Below are 17,243 nucleotides of genomic sequence, written 5' to 3'. Positions count from 1 at the left end.
AGGACCCGCGACCTGCCGCGCTCACTCGAACTCGGTGACCCGCTCCAGCAGGATCGGCTCCCAGGCCCGCCGCAGCCGGGCGCGCAGCAGGGCGGGGTCCTCGGCGGTACGGCCGTCGAGGCGGGCGGCGAGCTGGACGAGGGTGTCGCAGCGGGCCAGCCACAGGCCGCGCAGACAGGGGCGGGGCCCGTACCCGGCGAGGGTCGCGGCGCGGACGGCGGCCGGGGCGCCGACGGCGGCGGCGAGCCCGGCGATGTCCTCGGCCGGGTCGCCCACGGCCGCGCCGCCCCAGCCGAGGACGGCGCGGACCCGGCCCTCGGTGCCGACGAGCACCCGCGCGCCGGTGAGCCCGTGGTGGGTGAGCACGGCGGTGCCGTGCTGCGCGGCGAGCCGGACGGCGGCCGTCGGCGGGAAGGGCTGGAAACGGGCGTGGTCGAACTCGTCGGCGGCGGCGAGCCGTACGGCCGTGTGCGCGGCGATGCGGCGCAGGGCCTCCAGGGAGCGCGGCGGCGTACGCGGCACCCCGAGCGTCTCGGCCTGGCGCGGGGCCACCTCGCGCAGTCCGGAGAGCAGTCCGGCGAGGTCGGCCTCGCCGAGCGCGGACACCTCGTGCTCGTCGCCGCTGCCACCGGACAGCCGGGCGTCGAGCACACAGGCGAGGCCGGGCACCCAGTCGCCGTGTGCGAGTCCGGCCGGGACGGCGACCGGCACCCGGGACCGCACCAGGTCGCGCAGGCGCGGTTCGCGGCGCAGCCGGGCGGCGGATTCCCGGTCGGGGGCGAGCCGCAGCACATGCCGGGCGCCGACCCACCAGGTGTAGCCGTCACCGCCCGCGACCGGCCGGACCTCGAGGCCGGCGGAGCTGTCGTCGGGCGTCCCGTCCTCCCTGATCAGCGCGCGTTCCTTGAGAAGGGAGCGGACGAGTGCGCGCACGGTGTCGACGGTGGGTGCGGGTGCCTGGGTCATGGTCGTGGCCGGCCGTTCCGGTATGCGGTCGCTGGGCTGTCTCCTCGGTCCCTCAGTCCACTATGACCATCTCGCGCGTGGTGTTGTTGAGGCGACGGCCGCCGTCCTCGGTCACGGTGACGATGTCCTCGATGCGCACCCCGAAGCGGCCGGGCAGGTAGACGCCGGGCTCCACGGAGAAGCACATGCCGGGCACCAGGGGCTGGTCCTCGCCCTCGATCAGATACGGCGGCTCGTGCGTGGTGACGCCGATGCCGTGCCCGGTGCGGTGGATGAAGTACTCGCCGTACCCGCCCTCGGTGATCACCGCGCGGGCGGCGCGGTCCACCTCCTGGCAGGCGACGCCGGGCCGTACGGCCTGGACACCGGCTTCCTGCGCGGCGCGCACGAGGTCGTGGACGCGCTGCTCCTCGTCGGTGGGCTCCCCGACGTGGACCGTGCGCGTGGTGTCGGAGCCGTAGCCGTCCTTGAGGCCGCCGAAGTCGAGGACGACCATGTCGCCGTGTCGGATGAAACGGTCGCCGACCTCGTGGTGCGGGTTGGCGCCGTTGGGGCCCGAGCCGACGATGGTGAAATCCACCTGGGAGTGCCCGAAGCGGCGCAGCAGGTCCGCGAGGTCCTGGGCCACGTCCGACTCGCGGCGGTCGGCGAAGGGCACCTTGCGGATCTCCTCGAACGCCGCGTCCGCCGCCGCCCCGGCCGCCGCGACCAGCTCCACCTCGGCCGCGTCCTTGACCGCGCGCAGCATGGGCAGCGCGTCGGTGAGGGCGGCGTAGGAGCTGTGCGGCAGAGCGCGCTGGAAGCCGAGCAGATGCATGGCCCAGGTGTTGTCGCTGACGCCGAAGCGGCCCCGGCCGTCGAGGAGGGCGGCGGTCACGGCGTAGGGGTCGACGCCGTCGGTCCAGGGGCGCAGTCCGAGGGCGGTCGATCCGGCGGCCGCCTCCGCGTCGGGGGCCTCCAGCGTGGGCACGACGAGCACCGGTTCGCCGCCGGGCACGAGCACCAGCAGGGTGAGCCGCTCGGTCACGGCGGGCGGGGTGTACCCGGTCAGCCACACCATGTCGGGTCCGGGCGCCACCAGCAGCCCGGCGAGTCCGGCGTCGGCCGCCTCCCGGGTCGCGCGGGCCATGCGGGCCCGGTAGTCGTCGGCGGTGAAGGGCGCGGGCGTACTACCGGTCATCCGGTGCCTCCGGGCGCTGTCGGGGTGCGGGTGCGAAGCGGTGCCGGGCAGCATCCTGCCCGCCCGCACGGACGCGCGCGACCCGGTCGGGGCACGGCGCGGCGGTGGCGCGCGGGGCGGAGGGGCGGCACGGGGTCATCATGGCGGCCGACGGCACCGCCGACCAGCGACTTTCCGGCGGGGGCGGTCAGGTCACCACTCCCGGCACCGCCGTCAGCCGCTGTTCCACCCCGTTCCGGTGGCGCACGGTCACCGTGACCTCCGCGCCCGGCCGCGCTCGGGCGACCGCGCGGGCCAGGTCGGCGGCCGTGGCGATCGGGGCGGCGCCGAAGCGCACCAGGGCGTCGCCGCGGACCAGTCCCGCCGTGTAGCCGGGGCCGGGTACGTGGACGGCGGTGACGAGCGCGCCCGTACGCCGCCCGTCGTCCACGGCCTCCAGACCGAGCGTGGCGCCGGACCGGGTGTCGGCGGTCCCGGACGCCGCGGGGGCGGTGGGGGCTGGGGCTGCGGCCGGTGGACCAGCGTGCCGCGGCTTCCCACCGTGGACGCCCAGGCCGAGCGCGCTGGTGCCGACCGCGCCGAGGCCGATCCCGGACAGCACCAGCACACTGCCGACGGCCAGCGAGAACACCACGCTCCTCAGCCGCCGCCCCCGCCGCCGCGCACCGTGCGGACGGCCGGCGGGCGCCTGCTCGACGGGCTCCGGTCGCACGCTCTCGCCGCGCCACCGTCCGGGCATCGGCCCGGCTCGCAACACACTCTGTTCCATGATTCGTTCGCCTCCGCTGGTGGCCTACCCACGCCGGACGCCTCCGACGTGCCACGAACGGGTGACTCCGCGCCGGGAACCGGCGAGGGCTCTCACCGCTCGCCCGCGAGCCGCCCGACCAGGTCCCCGGCAGCACCCGCGAGCCCGGCCGCGTGCAGCAGTTCGGTGCGGTGGACCAGGCGGGGCGCGGCGAGCGGTACGGCGACGGCGCCGGGTACGGCGGCGACCGCGAACCGGGGCAGCAGCGCCAGTCCGTGACCGGCCGCGACCAGCGCGGTGAGCGTCCGCACATCGGTGCCCGCGAACGCCAGCGCGGTCCGGAAGGCGCCGCCGCCGTTCACGGCGCGCAGCCGGGCGAGGGGTACGGCGGTGTCGGGGGCGTCGATCCAGCGGGCGTCGGCGAGGTCGGCCAGGCGCAGTCCGGGGCGCCCGGCGAGGGGGTGGGCGCAGGGCAGCAGGACGGCGAGGGGTTCCTCGGCGACGGCGTGCGAGGTCAGCGGCGCCACGTCGGGCAACTGCAGGGGGTCGCTGGGTGCCGCCGGACCGTCGACCAGGCCGAGGTCGGCGTGTCCGGTGGCGACGGCGGCGGGGATCTCGTCCCGGCCGAGCACCTGGACGCTCACCCCGGACACCGGGAGCGCGGCGAGCACGCGGGGACCGAGCGCGGTCGGTGTGGTCGCGAGGGTCAGTCCGCTCGGCGGGGCCGCGGCCAGGCGGATCACGTCGGCGCGGGCGGCGTCGAGGCGGAGCAGCAGCGGGGCGGCGTGCTCCAGCAGACGGTGGCCCGCCGGGGTGGGGACGACGGGGCGACGGGTGAGCAGCGGGGCGCCGAGGTCCTGCTCCAGGGCGGCGATGTGCTGGGAGACCGCCGACTGCGTGTACCCCAGCTCCCGTGCGGCGGCGGAGAAGGAGGCGAGTCGCGCCACCGTGACATAGGTGCGCAGCAGATGCGGGTCCATGATCCATAGCTTCCCACGCCCATCAGCACCGCTTATCGATCGTGCGTGAATCATCGTTGGACGTGAACCACGACAGCCGCCCAGGATGGCTGTCATGACCGAAACCGCGGTTCGCACCGCCACCGTCGCCCTCGTCGGCGACCGCTCCCCCAACGTCGTCTCCCACACCCGGATCCCGCGCCTCCTCGACGCCCTCGCCGAGCGGGACGGGCTGGTCCTGGACGCCTACTGGATTCCCTCGGAGGACGCCGCGACCGAGGGCGCGGTACGGGGCTTCGACGCGGTGTGGGTGCTGCCGGGCAGCCCCTACCGCAGCGAGGCGGGGGTGCTCGCCGCCGTCCGCACCGCGCGGAAGGAGCGCATCCCGTTCCTCGGCACGTGCGGCGGCTTCCAGCACACCCTGCTGGAGTTCGCGCGCAACGCCTGCGGGCTGACCGGTGTCGCGCACGCCGAGAACGACCCCGGCGCCGAGGATCTCCTGATCGAGCCGCTGGCCTGCTCCCTGGTGGGGCACGAGGCGACGGTCGTCCTGGAACCGGGCTCCCTGGCAGAGTCGGTGATCGGCGCGCCGCGCACGGTCGAGCGGTACTTCTGCTCCTACGGACCCTCCCGTCACCTCGACACGCTGCGCGCCCACGGCCTGCGGTTCTCCGGGCACGACACCGACGGGCAGGTCCGGGTCGCCGAACTCCCGGACCACCCCTTCTTCCTGGCCTCCCTGTTCCAGCCGGAGCTGTACGGCGACGGCTCCCGCCCGCACCCGATGATCCGGGCGCTGGGCGGGGCCGCGGTCGAGCACGCCACGCGGGCCGCCCAACCCGCCTGACCCGCCCCGCCCATGGGAGCCGGCGGGACCCGGTCACCGGTCCGTCCGCGGGGGCGGGAGCCGCCGTCAGCCGATCAGCTGGAGCCGCGCCGGAGCCTGCCCGGGGACGAATCGGTGGGCCCTGCCGCTCAGCCACTCGGCCTTGTAACGGTCCACCGAGCGATGCCAGTTGAGGATGCCCGCCAGCCAGTTCTGGAGGTCGAGCACATAGAGCGCCATCTCCGCGCGCGCCTCCTCGGACAACCGGAAGTCCTCGTAGAGCACGGGGAGTTCATGCGCGACCACGTGCTCGAACTGTTCCATGCGCTGGGTCATCAGGTCGTGGACGACGGCGAGCGCGGCCGGGTAGTCGACGCCGAAGAAGTTCTGCACGACGAGGATCGCGTTGTGGATCTCGCCCTCGTACTCGATCTCCTTCTGGTACGAGAACACGTCGTTGAGCAGGCAGGCGTAGTCCATGGCCGCGTTCTCCAGCGAGCGCACCGGTCCGCTGGCGTAGACCTCGGGCGGGATGGCGGGACCCCGGCCGGCCCGGCACATGCTGAGGGTGAGGTCGGAGCCGAAGGTGGCGCGGCGCATCTCCAGATAGTCGACCGGGTCCGGGACGCGGTTCTGGAGCTGGTTGGACAGCTCCCACACCCAGCTCTCGGTCATCACGTCCACCGCGGCCTTGAAGGTGACCCGCTGCTCGGCGGTCATCGGAGCCGTGGTGCGCTCCCACAGGTCGATCAGCGCGCGCTCCATCGCGTTGGCCGGGACGATCGCCGGCGGCCCCTCCAGGGACATGCACCGCGAGAGCCGGGCGGTGGTGAGGCGGGCGGCGGCGAGGTCACGGCGGTGGCCGAAGACGAGGGGGTAGTAGTCGTCGCCGTAGGTCCCCCAGGCGAGCCACTGGGCGCTGAGGTCGAGGCCCTCGGGGGTGGCGTCGGGGTCCAGTCCGGCGGAGCAGAGCGCGAGGTCGTAGGCGGCGAGCTTGTCCTCGTCCCAGACTCCCTCGCCGAGGATGCCCATCCGGGTGCACCAGCCGACCAGGTTGCGGCGCGAGGCGTCGACGTGTGGGCTCAGCTCCAGCGGGAACGGCATGTGGAACTCGGGCAGCAGCGACGGTCCGACCTTCTGGAACGGCACATGGGTGTGCCGCCGCAGCCGCTCGGTCGCCGCCGATGCCAGCAGGGCGGTCACGTCGGCCGCGGAGGCGCCCGGGCCGCTCGGCATCGCCCAGGGGGAGGTCGTGCGCGCCCCCTTGTTCATGTAGCGGCTGGAGCGCAGATGCCACTCGTGGCCGCCGCTCTGCCAGTCCTGGAGCCCCTTGGTGTACGCGGCGACGGCGGCCACCTCGTCCGGACGGAGCCCGTTCTCCAGGGCGACGGCGGGGACTTCGGTGAGCGCGGTGTGCTCGAACTGGTGCAGGCGTGAGGTCAGGACGTCGTTGACGGTGTCGGCGGCCTGCTGGGTGGTGCAGCCGAAGAACGTCTCCACGACCAGGACGCCGTTGCTGTTCTCCCCCTCGTCCTCGACCTCGCGCTGGTAGGAGAAGAGGTCGTTGCGCAGATGGACGGCGTCGGAGAAGGTCTCCATGAGCACCCTCAGCGGCCGGGTCCCGGCGACCGAGGCGGGCACCTCGGCCGTCGCGTACTCCACGAGTCCGGCCGACCAGGGGGCGCCGCCCACCTTGCGGCGCATCTCGATGTATTCGACCGGGTTGGCGATCCGGCCCTCGTTGATGTTGGACAGCTCCCACATCGACTCGTTGAGCAGGTGCTCGGTGGCCACGGCGAAGCGGCGGCGCCAGTCCGCGGACATCGCCGGAACCGTGCGCGCCCAGAGGTCCGCGAGGCCCGCCTCGACCGGGTTCTCCGGCTCCGGGACGGGGGTTTCGAGGTCGAGCGGCATGAACAGGGGGAGCCGGTCCAGGTGGGCCTTGCCGGCCGCGCGGTCCGGGGTGCGCTTGAACATGTCGAGGAAGTGGTCGTCGAAGAAGAACACCCACACGTACCAGTCGGTGATCAGGGACAGCGCGGGCCCGTCGCAGTCGGGGTGGGTGTAGGCGCACAGCAGGCCGTAGTCGTGCGCCTCCAGGTCGTCCTGGTCCCAGATCCCGGAGCCCTCCAGCATCCCCATCTCGCGCGCCCACGCGGTCGAGTGGGCGCGCGCCTCGTCGACGTGGGGGTTGAGCCGCGCGGGATACGGCATGTAGAAGGGCGGGAGTTCGAACGGCTGCGTCATGAGCGGGTCCTGCCCGTCGGCCGAACGGGTCATCCGCCGCACAGCGGACGATCACACCATCGCGTGAACCATCCCCGCGATCGGGAACTTCCGTAACACATCCCGCCGTTGGGGGAGACGACCACGCGCCCCCACGTCATTCCCCGGGGTTGACCTGGATCAGCGCGTGGGTGCCACCGGTGCGCCAGGACCGGCCCTCCGCGGCGTTCAGATCGGCCTCGGTGGCGGCCGACAGGCCGGTGATCACGTCGGACTTGAGGGTGCGCAGGGTGGCGACGGGGCCGGGGAAGTAGGCGGTCACGTCACGGAAGGGCGTGGTGGGTGGCCACCACCGGTCGCCCACCAGGCGGCGGTAGTTGAGGTCGCCCTTGAAGAGGGTCAGCCGGGCGGCGGCGAACTCGGCGCGCAGGTCGTCCGGCAGCTCGGTGTACGGCAGCGGGGAGGCGAGGAAGGGATGGGTGCGTACGGAGAGGCGGCCGTCGGCCATGGCCGCCCAGAGGAGGTCGCCGTACGCGGCGGCGGCGCCGGACGCGGACCGCAGCCGGGTCAGCGCGTCGACCAGGTCGGCGGTCGTGGCGTCGGAGACGTAGTAGGGCCACGGCTTGACGTGGAGGACGGCGCGGGCGATCCGGTGCTCGTCGAGGAGGTGGGCGGCCAGCAGCAGGTCGGGGACGAGTTCACGGCCCGCGTTGTCGGCGACGAGGCAGAGGGTGCCGGTGTCGTCGGGCGGGAGCAGCGACCAGAGGGCGTCGCTGTCGTCGGCGACCAGGCCCGGCGTGGCGTCGCGCGACTCCGCGCCCTCGGCGGACAGCTGGAAGCTGAGGTCGGCGCGGTTGCCCCAGAGGGAGCCGTGCAGCAGGGCGCGGCCCCGCTCCTCGGCCGTCTTCTCCTGGAGCGCGTCGAGCGCGGCCAGTTCCTCCCGCGTCTCGGGGGCGCCGAGTTCGGCGTACTTGACGGGACGGAAGGGGTCGACGCCCTGCCAGGGGCCGGGGGCGAAGTAGCCGACGGCGTCGAGGAGCGCGCGGTAGAAGTAGCTCTCGGCCCACAGCCACGGCACCTCGTACCAGGACTTCCCCACGTACCGGGCGAGACCCCAGGCGTGCCAGCGGGCGCGGTCGTCGGGGTCGGTGCCCTCGGGCAGGTCCTGGATGACGCCGTCGGCGCACGCGCGGAGCAGGTCGTCCAGCGCCCGGTGCTGCGCGGGGCCGTAGGGAGAGGCGTCCCGCACCTGACGGATGATCGCGGGGTGCCGGTCGGCCAGCACGCTGTGCGGGAAGGAGCCGGGCTCGTCGCCGGTGATCACGGGGGCGGTGGGGGCGTCGGACATGCCGTCACCGTACCCCGCCGGTCAGGCGGCCCTGATCTCCCGCTCCAGTTGCGTGGCGAGGGCGAGATAGCGGGGGCGGCGGTGCACCGGGACCAGGCCGCGGAGCATCAGGAACCACATCTCGGCGACCCGGCGTGGCAGCCGCGCGACCGGCTCGATGGACCGCCCGGCGACCCGGGTGCCGACGAAGAAACAGACGAGGGAGTGCGCGACGGTGCCGGCGTCCACGTCGGGGTGCAGGTCCGCGTCCTTGACGGCACCGGCGAACTTCCGGGACGCGAACTCCAGCCACTCGGTGAACGGATGACGCAGCGGCGGCCGTACGGACACATCGGCGGTCACGAGCCGGAGCCCGGCGCGCGGCACCGGGTCGTCCACGGCGAGCCGGGCGATGCCGAAGGTGGTGCGCATCAGGCACTCCAGGGAGGAGCGGCCCCGGCTCTCGGCGTCGGCCACCACCTGGCGCACGGCGGCGGCCTGGAGCTCCAGGATCGCGTGGGCGAGGTCCTCCTTGGCAGCGAAGTGGAAGTACAACGCGCCCTTGGTGACACCGGCGTGCCCCACGATGTCACTCAGACTGGTGGATTCGTAGCCCTGCCGGTCGAAGAGATCGGCGGCGGCCGCGATGATCGTCGCCCGGGTCTGTTCAGCGCGCAGTTGCCTCGCCATCGACCGACCCCTCTCATGAACGAACGGGACACGCGGTTTGTTTTAACCCCGCGCATACGATAACTCACCGCAGGGGAACGGGAGTCCAGTAAGACAGAATGGATTTCGGCCACTTCCGCGGAGACGGTCCCCGCTTCCGCTCAACGGCGCGCTGCGCGGTGTTTTCCCATGCCGACAAGGGAGTTGAGGAGCTCCGCTTGTGCCGTCCGGTCCGGATCGAGCCATGTGCGCATACCCACCCGGCACATGAGCACGGTGACGCTACGCGCGTGGAAAACAGCCCGCGCGGTCGGTCTGAACGGCACGCGCCCCTCCCGCGTACTGGTGGGGAGAGCCCTGTTCCCGCGCCTGCCGAGGAGGCGTCCCGGATGACCCGGTCGACCCGGACCATCGCCCGCCTGAGCGTCACGGCGGCCGCCGCGACGGCCCCGCTGCTGCTCCTGCCCTGGGCGGCGGCCCCCGCCCTGGCGCACGGCGCCCCCACCGCCCCGGTCAGCCGGGTGTACGCCTGCTCCCCCGACGGCGGCAGCGCGGGTACGGCCGCCTGCCGGGCGGCGATCGCGGCGAACGGCGGCGCGCCCTTCACCGCGTGGGACAACCTGCGGGTCCCGAACGTCAACGGCCGCGACCGGCAGGTGATTCCGGACGGCAAGCTGTGCAGCGGGAACCTCGCCGCCTACCGGGGTCTGGACATCGCCCGCGCGGACTTCCCGGCCACCCGGCTGACGTCGGGCGCGCGGATGACGATGACGTACACCTCCCCCATCGCGCACGCCGGCACCTTCAAGCTGTATCTGTCCAAGCCCGGTTACGACCCGTCGAAGCCGCTGAAGTGGTCCGATCTGCCCGCCACCCCGTTCGCCGAGGTCAAGGACCCGCCGCTGACGAACGGCGCCTATCACATCCGGGCGACCCTGCCGAGCGGCCGGACGGGCCGTCAGATGCTGTACACGATCTGGCAGACCAGCAGCACGCCGGACACCTATTACTCGTGCTCCGACGTCGTCTTCTCCGGATCGGGGTCGGGGTCGGCGTCCGGCTCGGGGGCGAGCACGGGCTCGGCGTCCGGCGGCGGTTCCGGCGCGGGCGCGAAGGCGGAGAAGAAGGAGCCCGCCAAGAAGCCGTCCGCCTCTCCTTCCCGCGCGCACCACAAGCCCTCGGCCTCCCCCAGCCCGTCGGCGAGCGTGGCCGACGAGCCGCGCAAGGACGCCTCGTACGCGCCGGTCACCTCGGACGACGGCACGCCGGTGGCCGAGGCGACCCGCGCGGAGGCGGGCCCCTCGGCTCCGTTGCTCGCGGCCGGCGCGGCGGGGGTGCTGCTGATCACCGCGGCGGTGGCGTTCCTGCCCCGTCTGCGACGACGCTGAACGTTCCCGTGAGCGGCGTCAGTTGACGGAGACCGCCGCCCCGTTGTCGCTGACCGGCGCGTACTTGGCCGTGAAGTAGCCGTTCGCGAAGCACAGCGACGAGCCGGACACCTTGGTGAAGTGCTGGTTGGTGAAGGCGATGCTGCTGTCGGCGTTGTCGGCCTTGCCGTTCAGGCTCGGCGCCTGGTAGACGCAGGTGATGCTGCCCAGCAGAGTGCGCAGCTTGACCGTGGTCTGGATGGTGGACCCGGCGGCGGGCAGCACGGTGAGGGTGCCGTCCGAGGCGACCGACGCGGTGTACGGCAGGTTGTCGACGGTGATGCCGCTGACGCCGAGCACGCCGGTGACGTTGCTGGAACAGCTCGAGCTGTCGAAGCTGTGCCCGGTGACCGACTCGGTGGCCGTGCCGGGCGCGTCCGGGTTGCCGGTGACGCTCGCGGTGAACCGGGACGAGGTGCAGACGACTCCGCTGGTGCCGGTGGCGCTGGAGTAGAGCGTGGCGGAGGTGCCGGAGGCCAGCGGCGCGCTGAGGGTGTCGCCGACCGGGACGGCGGTGCCGCCGGGACCGCCCGTGGTCAGGACGGCGGTGCCGTCGGCCGAGGCGGGGGCGGCCGCGGTGAGGGCGAGCGCGGTGGCGGCTGTGGCGAGGGCGAGGAGCGTGCGGGTGCGCATACGAGTGCCTCTCTTCGGCGTGGGGGGAGTGAGGAGTGGGGCGCTGACGGTGCCGGGGTGCGATGCCGCGGGCGGGGCCGGCCGTGGAACGGCGACCGGAGGGGTCGCGGGGCGGCTGCCGGAGCGGACTGGTGCCGGGAACGCGGACGACGCCGCGCGGCGGGTCCGGCGCCACGGACCCAGGGGGAAACCAGGGAGAGTTGTAGACCTGATGGTTCGTCAACGTCAATACACCGCAAGGCAATTGAGAGAATCAACGAGGGTCGGGCTCGCCGTCCGCAACCGCGCGTCCAGCAAGTTCCGGGCGGTGTGCGCGGTTTCCACACCCGTTTTTCACAACTCCCTTGACCCTTCAAAGTAACCGGCGGTAACTTCCTGGCAGGCTACCGCCGCGTAACACAACAGCCCTCGCACCCGCCGGGAGTACGGGGACGGCGTGCGCGGCAGCCGCTGTCCGCGCCAGGACACCGCGCCACCTGAAGCCCACCCCGCATTGATCCGTGCCCATGGGAGCAGACATGGCCTCGTCCCCGGACTTCGCGTCCGCCGACCACACCCCCGAGAACCCGGACGGCGGTTCTCCCGCGTCCTCCCCGGACCCGGCCCCCGCCGGGAGCGGGAGACGCGGACGGGTCCGGCTGCGCCGGGCCGCCGTGCTGGCGGTGCCCGCGACGCTGGTCGCCGCCGGTCTCGCGGTCTTCACCGCCCAGGGAGCGCTGGGTGTGCAGTTCGCGATCTCCGGAATGCCGTTCACCGTCACGGCCACCGAGCTGGACGGCACCGGTTTCGAGCAGTTCGGCGGCCTGGACAACATGGCGGACGGCAGCCCCAACGCGGGCGACACCGGCGGCCAGGTGCTGGTCGTCACGTCCGCGATCAAGAGCGCCAAGCTCACCAAGCTGTGCCAGAGCGTCGACCTCGGCGGCACCAACCTGCTCATCACGGCGGGCAGCGGCAAGACCCGGGTGTCCGCGACGGACCTCACCACGGACTCGACCAAGCTGTCGGGCGACGCTTCGTTCGACAACATCGAGATCGGCAACGACGCGAGCACGCTCACCAAGGCCAACGCCAAGGGTCCGATCGGCGTGTTCAGCCAGCAGGCCGACACCGTGCACATCGCCAACCTGCGGCAGACCAACTACGCCACCACGGCGGGCGTGTTCAAGCTGCCCGGGCTCAACCTGCGCTTCAGCGACTCGGGCTGCTGATGCCGGGGCGTCCCGACCGGTCCACGCGAGCGGCCTTCCACGACTGGCGGGGCCGCAGGCCGTTCTGGGGCGGGCTGCTGCTCGCCCTGGGCGGAGTGGAGATCCTGCTCACCGAGAAGGCCTCGCTGAAGGTCGTCATGCACATCGGGATGCAGGGCGTGGCCGGCTATCTGCTGCCCGCCCTGATGGTGCTGCTCGGGCTGCTGATCCTGTTCAACCCCGCACAGCGGCTCTTCTACTCGCTGACCGGCATCCTGTGCGCGCTGGGGACCTGGCTCACGTCCAACCTGGGCGGCTTCTTCATCGGGCTGCTCCTCGGCGCGACCGGCGCCTGCCTAGCCTTCGGCTGGCTCCCCGACCAGGAGCCGCGCGTCTCCCGGCGGCAGCGCCGCAAGCGGTCCCGCGCCCTGACCAACGACCTGAGCGAGGGCGTGGAGAAGGCGGCCTGAACCCGCCGGGCCGAGGCCGCGCGCCGGCGCCGGAAGCCGACTCGGTTTCCGGCGCCGGATGTCGTACGACCGGTGGAACGCCGTGGGCGGCCCGTCCTTCGATCAGGTGAAACGGGAACCCGGCCCGGGGCGCGGCACGTTCACCGGACGGTCGGCGCCTCCGTCGCGCTCGCCTCGGCGGCCGTACCGGCCGGACCAGCAGTAGCGGCGTCGACGCCGGGCACGGCGCTCTCCGACTTCATCGCCTTCGCCTCACTCTTGAGGATGCGCATCGACTTGCCGAGCGCGCGGGCGGTGTCCGGCAGCTTACGGGAGCCGAACAGCACTATGAATACGATCGCGACGACCAGCAGGTGCCAGGGTTCGAGTCCGTTGCGGAGCATGACCGCCCTCCCTCTTTCACGGGTGTTCACGTGCTTTTCTCACGTGGTTCCTGACGGCCGGGGCGCCCGCGCCGCCGACCCGCTCAGCAATGATTGCTACATTGCGCAACTGTACAACCCAGGGTGAGACACAAGAGGGCGCCGATGAGTATCACCAGCAGCCGGGGCACGGCACCGTCGCGACGACGCGGTGCCGACCGCGACGACCGCGGCGGTCGCGGCGGCCCGGGTGACGGGGCGGAGTCCCCGCGCGCCACGGCCCGCGACCAGCGCCGCAAGCGCGGCCGCAGGCTGCGCACGGTCCTCGTGGTGTTCCTGTCGCTGGCCGTGCTGGTCACCGCCGGGGCGGGCTGGCTGTATCTCAAGCTCGACGGCGACATCCGCACCTTCGACTCCGGCGGTCTCTCCGACAACCGGCCCGCCGCGGGCTCGTCCAAGGGTGAGAACGTGCTCGTCATCGGATCGGACGCGCGCACCGACGGCAACGCGGCCCTGGGCGGCGGCGACAAGACCGCCATAGGGCGCTCCGACACCACTCTGCTGCTCCACATATACGCCGACCACAAGCACGCACTCGCGGTGTCGATACCGCGCGACACCCTGGTCACCATCCCGCCGTGCAGGCTGCCGAACGGCACCTGGACGCAGACCCGGCAGAACACCATGTTCAACGCGGCCTTCTCCGTCGGCGAGACCGACAAGGGCAACCCGGCCTGCACCCAGAACACCGTCGAGCAGCTCACCGGGCTGCGCGTGGACCACACGGTGGTCGTGGACTTCAAGGGCTTCGCCTCGCTCACCCAGGTCGTCGGCGGCGTCAAGGTGTGTCTGCCGAACGACGTGTACCAGAAAGACCTGAACCCCAACCGCACCACGCGGGGCACGCTGCTCTTCCCCAAGGGGGAGCAGAAGGTGGCGGGCAAGCAGGCCCTGGACTACGTACGGCTGCGGCACGGCATCGGCGACGGCTCGGACATCGGCCGCATCAAGCGGCAGCAGGCGTTCATCGCGAGCCTGCTGAAGGAGGTCAAGAGCAAGGGCTTCACCCCGACCCGGCTGCTGCCGCTGGCGACGGCGGCCACCAAGTCGCTCACCGTGGACCCCGGCCTCGGCTCCGCCGACAAACTGCTCTCCTTCGCCATGTCGATGAAGGACATCGACCTGCACAACACCAAGTTCATCACCATCCCCTGGCGGTACTCCGGTTCACGGGTCGCGGTGGTGGAGCCGGACGCGAGCGAACTGTGGGCCGCGCTGAAGGACGACCGCACGATCGACGGCAAGGACGCCAGCGGCAAGAAGGGCGGGAAGAGCAAGGGCGCCAAGGCGGCCGCCTCCCCCACCGCCTCGGCCGAGCCGGTCTCCGGCGCCGGCATCAGCGTGGCCGTCTACAACGGCACCACGGTGACCGGACTCGGCGCCAAGGGCGCCCAGATGCTGACCGCCGACGGCTTCACCGTCACCGGCACGGCCACGGCGACCTCGCAGGACCACGCGACGACGGTCGTGCAGTACGGCCCCGGCCTGGAGAGCCAGGCGCGGACCGTCGCCAAGGCGTTCCCGGGCGCCACGCTCGAACAGATCGGCGCGGCCCGGATCAACGTGGTCCTCGGCCAGTCGTACGCCACCGCCGCCTCGGCCTCCGCCGCCCCCGCCAAGGTGCCGAGCACGGTGGCCGACGGCGCCCGCTCGGCGGACGAGAACCCGTGCGACAACCTGACCTACGGCTGAGACGACCCTGACCCTGACCCGCGCCGGTCGTACCGCGCGCGGGCCACGGTCAGCGCGAGGGCGTACACCCCGAGGACGGCGGCGAGCAGCGCGTAGTGCACGGCCGGCAGACCGGTTATGCGCAGGGAGGTGCCCAGCGGGGAGAGCGGGATCAGCAGCCCGGCGGCGGCCAGGGCGGCGGCCGACCAGCCGACCGGGCCGGGCCGGCGGCGCCCGGCCACCCGGCGTCCGGTGCGCAGCAGGACCATCACCAGCGCCTGGGTGAGCAGGTTCTCGGTGAACCAGGCCGAGTGGAACAGCATCCGGTCGTCCAGCGCGGCGCTCCCGTGCGGGGCGAGCGCGAGCACGGTGAAGGTGGCGAGGTCCGCGACCGTGTTGAGCAGCCCGAATCCGGTGATGAAACGCAGGAAGGCGGGCGGCCGCAGCCTGGTCGGCCGGCGCAGCGCCGCGCGGTCCGGGCGGTCGTGGGCGAAGGCGAGCTGGGCCGCGTCGAAGCACAGGTTCTGCGCGAGCACCTGCGCCGGAAGCATGGGCAGGAAGGGCAGCAGGAGCCCGGCGCCGAGCATGGCGAGGACGTTGCCGAGGTTGGAGGAGAGCGTGACGCGCAGATAGGAGGCGATGTTGGCGCTGCTGTGCCGCCCCGCGACGACGGCGTGTCCGATCGCGGTGAGGTCCTTGCGGCCGAGCACCACGTCGGCGCTCTCCCGTGCCACGGCCACCGCACCGCGCGGGGCGATGCCCACGTCGGCGGCGTGCAGCGCGGGCACGTCGTTGACACCGTCGCCGAGGAAGCCGACGGTGTGCCCGGCTTCGCGCAGCCCGCTGACGACGCGCGCCTTGTCCTCGGGGGTGCAGCGGGCGACGACGCGTACGCCCCCGGCCCCGCCCGCGGCCACGGCACCGGACGCCGTCCCCACGTCCCCCACGTCGAGCCCCAGGTCGCGACAGACGCGGGCGGCGGTGGCCGGGTGGTCGCCGGTGAGGACGTGCACGGTGACGCCGAGCGCGGTGAGTTCGCGCAGGGCCTCGGCGGCACCGGGCGCCGGCTCGTCGCGGAAGCCGACCAGCCCCCGGAAGGTGAGCCCGCGCACGTCGGCCGCGCGACAGGACCGTACGACGGCCGGGCGTTCGGCGGTCGCGACGGCCAGCACCCGCAGCCCTGCCTCCGCCTGCCGCGCGGCCAGCGCGAGCAGCCGCCGGTGTTCCTCCTCCGGCAGCGCGCAGCGGTCGAGTACGTCCTCCACCGCGCCCCGGGTCACCAGCACATGGCGTCCGAGGCCGCCCGTGACGACCGCCGTGGCCATCCGGTGGGCCGGGTCGAAGGGCAGCGCGGCGACCCCGTCGTACTCCTCGCCGACGGGCCCGGCGGCGCTCAGCAGCGCCTCGTCCAGGGCGTCGGGGGCGGGCGGTTCGGCCAGTTGGAGGGTCCACCAGGCGCCGACGGCGGCCCAGCGCAGCACCTCCGGGTCGGTGCCGCCGTCGGGGCCGAGCGCGGCGGCGACGACGGGGCGGTCCTGGGTGAGGGTGCCGGTCTTGTCCACGCACAGCACGTCGACGGCGCCGAGGTCGTGCAGCGCGGGCAGGCGTCGTACGACCACCTCGTGGGTGCGGGCGAGCAGGGTGGCGGCCCGGGCCAGGCAGGTGGTGACGATCACCGGGAGCATCTCGGGGGTGAGCCCGACGGCGACCGCGACGGCGAACGGCAGCGTGGCCACGCCCCGGCCGTGCAGCGCGGCGGCGGCCATGAGGACGAGGGGCGGGGTCAGCAGCACGAAGCGGACCAGCACCCAGGAGATGCCGTGCACGGATCGGTCGAAGGCGCTCGGCTCGCGCCGCACCGGTGCCTGTCCGGCGGCGGCGAACCGGGTGCGCGGGCCGGTCTCCACCACGACGGCGGTGGCGCTGCCCGCGACCACCGCGCAGCCCTGGAAGCACAGATGGGCCTCGGCGCCCGGCTCGGGCAGGTCCGCGGCGTGCTTGGGCACGGGCGCGGACTCGCCGGTCAGCACGTCCTCGCGCACGCTCAGCCCCCGCGCGCGCAGCAGCCGTACGTCGGCGGGCACCAGGTCGCCGGGGCCGAGCCGTACGACGTCGCCGGGCACCAGGTCGGCGACCGGCACCTCGCGGGCGCGCGGCTCGGTCGCCCCGTCGGTGCGTCTCAGCACGGTGGCCGTGCCCGTGACGAGCCCGCGCAGCGCGGCCAGGGCTCGGTCGGCGCGGCGCTCGCCGGTGACGCGGAGCGCGCAGCTCACGGCGACGAGGGCGAGGATGACGGAGGCGGTGCGCCAGGAGGCGACACAGGCCGAGACCAGACCGAGGGTCAGCAGCAGGGCGGTGAAGGGGTCGCGCAGGGCCTGGGCCGAGCGGCGCGGCCAGGAGGGTGCGGCGGGGCGGGCGGGGGCGTTCTCGCCGAGAGCGACGAGCCGTGCGGCCGCCTCGGTGTCGGTCAGTCCGCGCGGTCCGGTCTCCAGGCGCCGCAGCAGCCCGAGTGCTGTGTCCGGCACGGGT

Annotated in this window: 15 protein-coding genes; 5 read left to right on the top strand and 10 right to left on the bottom strand. The window is 73.5% G+C overall.

Features of this window, described 5'->3' with window-relative positions; genetic code table 11:
• Positions 1 to 21 precede the first annotated feature (21 nt).
• From ACWEEU_RS04615 to ACWEEU_RS04600, 4 genes are all read right to left on the bottom strand, one after another.
• A complete protein-coding gene (locus ACWEEU_RS04615; protein ID WP_451728408.1) occupies positions 22 to 966 on the bottom strand; it encodes an aminoglycoside phosphotransferase family protein in 945 nt (314 codons plus the stop codon).
• Positions 967 to 1,018: 52 nt separating this feature from the next.
• Entirely contained in the window at positions 1,019 to 2,146 is a 1,128-nt protein-coding gene (locus ACWEEU_RS04610) for an aminopeptidase P family protein (protein ID WP_385740521.1), read from the bottom strand.
• 187 nt (positions 2,147 to 2,333) lie between these two features.
• Entirely contained in the window at positions 2,334 to 2,915 is a 582-nt protein-coding gene (locus tag ACWEEU_RS04605; protein WP_451728404.1) for a PDZ domain-containing protein, read from the bottom strand.
• Between the two features lie 92 nt (positions 2,916 to 3,007).
• Entirely contained in the window at positions 3,008 to 3,874 is an 867-nt protein-coding gene (locus ACWEEU_RS04600; protein WP_401546257.1) for a LysR family transcriptional regulator, read from the bottom strand.
• A 94-nt stretch (positions 3,875 to 3,968) separates the two neighbouring features.
• Between ACWEEU_RS04600 and ACWEEU_RS04595 the strand changes: the two genes are divergently transcribed.
• Positions 3,969 to 4,700 carry a CTP synthase C-terminal region-related (seleno)protein gene (locus tag ACWEEU_RS04595; protein ID WP_451728400.1) on the top strand — a complete coding sequence of 244 codons (732 nt, stop codon included), beginning with the start codon at positions 3,969 to 3,971 and terminating at the stop codon, positions 4,698 to 4,700.
• 66 nt (positions 4,701 to 4,766) lie between these two features.
• On the opposite strand, the gene cyc2 is transcribed toward ACWEEU_RS04595, so the two are convergent.
• From cyc2 to ACWEEU_RS04580, 3 genes are all read right to left on the bottom strand, one after another.
• Positions 4,767 to 6,926, bottom strand: a complete 2,160-nt coding sequence (gene cyc2 / locus ACWEEU_RS04590; RefSeq protein WP_451728397.1) for a germacradienol/geosmin synthase Cyc2 — start codon at positions 6,924 to 6,926, stop codon at positions 4,767 to 4,769.
• A gap of 136 nt (positions 6,927 to 7,062) precedes the next feature.
• Entirely contained in the window at positions 7,063 to 8,253 is a 1,191-nt protein-coding gene (locus tag ACWEEU_RS04585) for a damage-control phosphatase ARMT1 family protein (protein WP_451728394.1), read from the bottom strand.
• A 21-nt stretch (positions 8,254 to 8,274) separates the two neighbouring features.
• Positions 8,275 to 8,922, bottom strand: coding sequence for a ScbR family autoregulator-binding transcription factor (locus ACWEEU_RS04580; protein ID WP_385740535.1), 648 nt, complete (start codon positions 8,920 to 8,922; stop codon positions 8,275 to 8,277).
• A 368-nt stretch (positions 8,923 to 9,290) separates the two neighbouring features.
• Between ACWEEU_RS04580 and ACWEEU_RS04575 the strand changes: the two genes are divergently transcribed.
• Positions 9,291 to 10,289, top strand: coding sequence for a lytic polysaccharide monooxygenase (locus ACWEEU_RS04575; RefSeq protein ID WP_451728390.1), 999 nt, complete (start codon positions 9,291 to 9,293; stop codon positions 10,287 to 10,289).
• 18 nt (positions 10,290 to 10,307) lie between these two features.
• Here ACWEEU_RS04575 and ACWEEU_RS04570 read toward each other — a convergent pair whose 3' ends face one another.
• Positions 10,308 to 10,961, bottom strand: coding sequence for a Tat pathway signal sequence domain protein (locus tag ACWEEU_RS04570; RefSeq protein WP_385740541.1), 654 nt, complete (start codon positions 10,959 to 10,961; stop codon positions 10,308 to 10,310).
• 518 nt (positions 10,962 to 11,479) lie between these two features.
• Between ACWEEU_RS04570 and ACWEEU_RS04565 the strand changes: the two genes are divergently transcribed.
• Positions 11,480 to 12,172 (top strand): DUF6230 family protein, encoded by a 693-nt coding sequence (locus tag ACWEEU_RS04565; protein WP_199584810.1) that lies wholly within the window; start codon positions 11,480 to 11,482, stop codon positions 12,170 to 12,172.
• Complete coding sequence (locus ACWEEU_RS04560; RefSeq protein WP_451728386.1) at positions 12,172 to 12,621, top strand: DUF6114 domain-containing protein; 450 nt, start codon at positions 12,172 to 12,174, stop codon at positions 12,619 to 12,621. The genes ACWEEU_RS04565 and ACWEEU_RS04560 overlap by 1 nt, the downstream gene beginning before the upstream one ends.
• A gap of 140 nt (positions 12,622 to 12,761) precedes the next feature.
• Here ACWEEU_RS04560 and tatA read toward each other — a convergent pair whose 3' ends face one another.
• Entirely contained in the window at positions 12,762 to 13,004 is a 243-nt protein-coding gene (gene tatA / locus ACWEEU_RS04555) for a Sec-independent protein translocase subunit TatA (RefSeq protein ID WP_385740548.1), read from the bottom strand.
• A 144-nt stretch (positions 13,005 to 13,148) separates the two neighbouring features.
• On the opposite strand from tatA, the gene ACWEEU_RS04550 reads away from it, so the two are divergent.
• Positions 13,149 to 14,735 (top strand): LCP family protein, encoded by a 1,587-nt coding sequence (locus ACWEEU_RS04550; protein WP_385740551.1) that lies wholly within the window; start codon positions 13,149 to 13,151, stop codon positions 14,733 to 14,735.
• On the opposite strand, the gene ACWEEU_RS04545 is transcribed toward ACWEEU_RS04550, so the two are convergent.
• Positions 14,726 to 17,239 (bottom strand): cation-translocating P-type ATPase, encoded by a 2,514-nt coding sequence (locus ACWEEU_RS04545; protein ID WP_451728382.1) that lies wholly within the window; start codon positions 17,237 to 17,239, stop codon positions 14,726 to 14,728. The genes ACWEEU_RS04550 and ACWEEU_RS04545 overlap by 10 nt on opposite strands.
• Positions 17,240 to 17,243: the final 4 nt, after the last annotated feature.

Source organism: Streptomyces sp. NPDC005004, from assembly GCF_053600675.1.
This window is presented reverse-complemented; position numbering and strand designations above follow the sequence as displayed.

Excerpts from the sequence above, each read along its gene's own strand:
- ACWEEU_RS04615 (WP_451728408.1), bottom strand. The coding sequence starts at position 966 with ATGACCCAGGCACCCGCACCCACCGTCGACACCGTGCGCGCACTCGTC.
- ACWEEU_RS04610 (WP_385740521.1), bottom strand. The coding sequence starts at position 2,146 with ATGACCGGTAGTACGCCCGCGCCCTTCACCGCCGACGACTACCGGGCC.
- ACWEEU_RS04605 (WP_451728404.1), bottom strand. The coding sequence starts at position 2,915 with ATGGAACAGAGTGTGTTGCGAGCCGGGCCGATGCCCGGACGGTGGCGC.
- ACWEEU_RS04600 (WP_401546257.1), bottom strand. The coding sequence starts at position 3,874 with ATGGACCCGCATCTGCTGCGCACCTATGTCACGGTGGCGCGACTCGCC.
- ACWEEU_RS04595 (WP_451728400.1), top strand. The coding sequence starts at position 3,969 with ATGACCGAAACCGCGGTTCGCACCGCCACCGTCGCCCTCGTCGGCGAC.
- cyc2 (WP_451728397.1), bottom strand. The coding sequence starts at position 6,926 with ATGACGCAGCCGTTCGAACTCCCGCCCTTCTACATGCCGTATCCCGCG.
- ACWEEU_RS04585 (WP_451728394.1), bottom strand. The coding sequence starts at position 8,253 with ATGTCCGACGCCCCCACCGCCCCCGTGATCACCGGCGACGAGCCCGGC.
- ACWEEU_RS04580 (WP_385740535.1), bottom strand. The coding sequence starts at position 8,922 with ATGGCGAGGCAACTGCGCGCTGAACAGACCCGGGCGACGATCATCGCG.
- ACWEEU_RS04575 (WP_451728390.1), top strand. The coding sequence starts at position 9,291 with ATGACCCGGTCGACCCGGACCATCGCCCGCCTGAGCGTCACGGCGGCC.
- ACWEEU_RS04570 (WP_385740541.1), bottom strand. The coding sequence starts at position 10,961 with ATGCGCACCCGCACGCTCCTCGCCCTCGCCACAGCCGCCACCGCGCTC.
- ACWEEU_RS04565 (WP_199584810.1), top strand. The coding sequence starts at position 11,480 with ATGGCCTCGTCCCCGGACTTCGCGTCCGCCGACCACACCCCCGAGAAC.
- ACWEEU_RS04560 (WP_451728386.1), top strand. The coding sequence starts at position 12,172 with ATGCCGGGGCGTCCCGACCGGTCCACGCGAGCGGCCTTCCACGACTGG.
- tatA (WP_385740548.1), bottom strand. The coding sequence starts at position 13,004 with ATGCTCCGCAACGGACTCGAACCCTGGCACCTGCTGGTCGTCGCGATC.
- ACWEEU_RS04550 (WP_385740551.1), top strand. The coding sequence starts at position 13,149 with ATGAGTATCACCAGCAGCCGGGGCACGGCACCGTCGCGACGACGCGGT.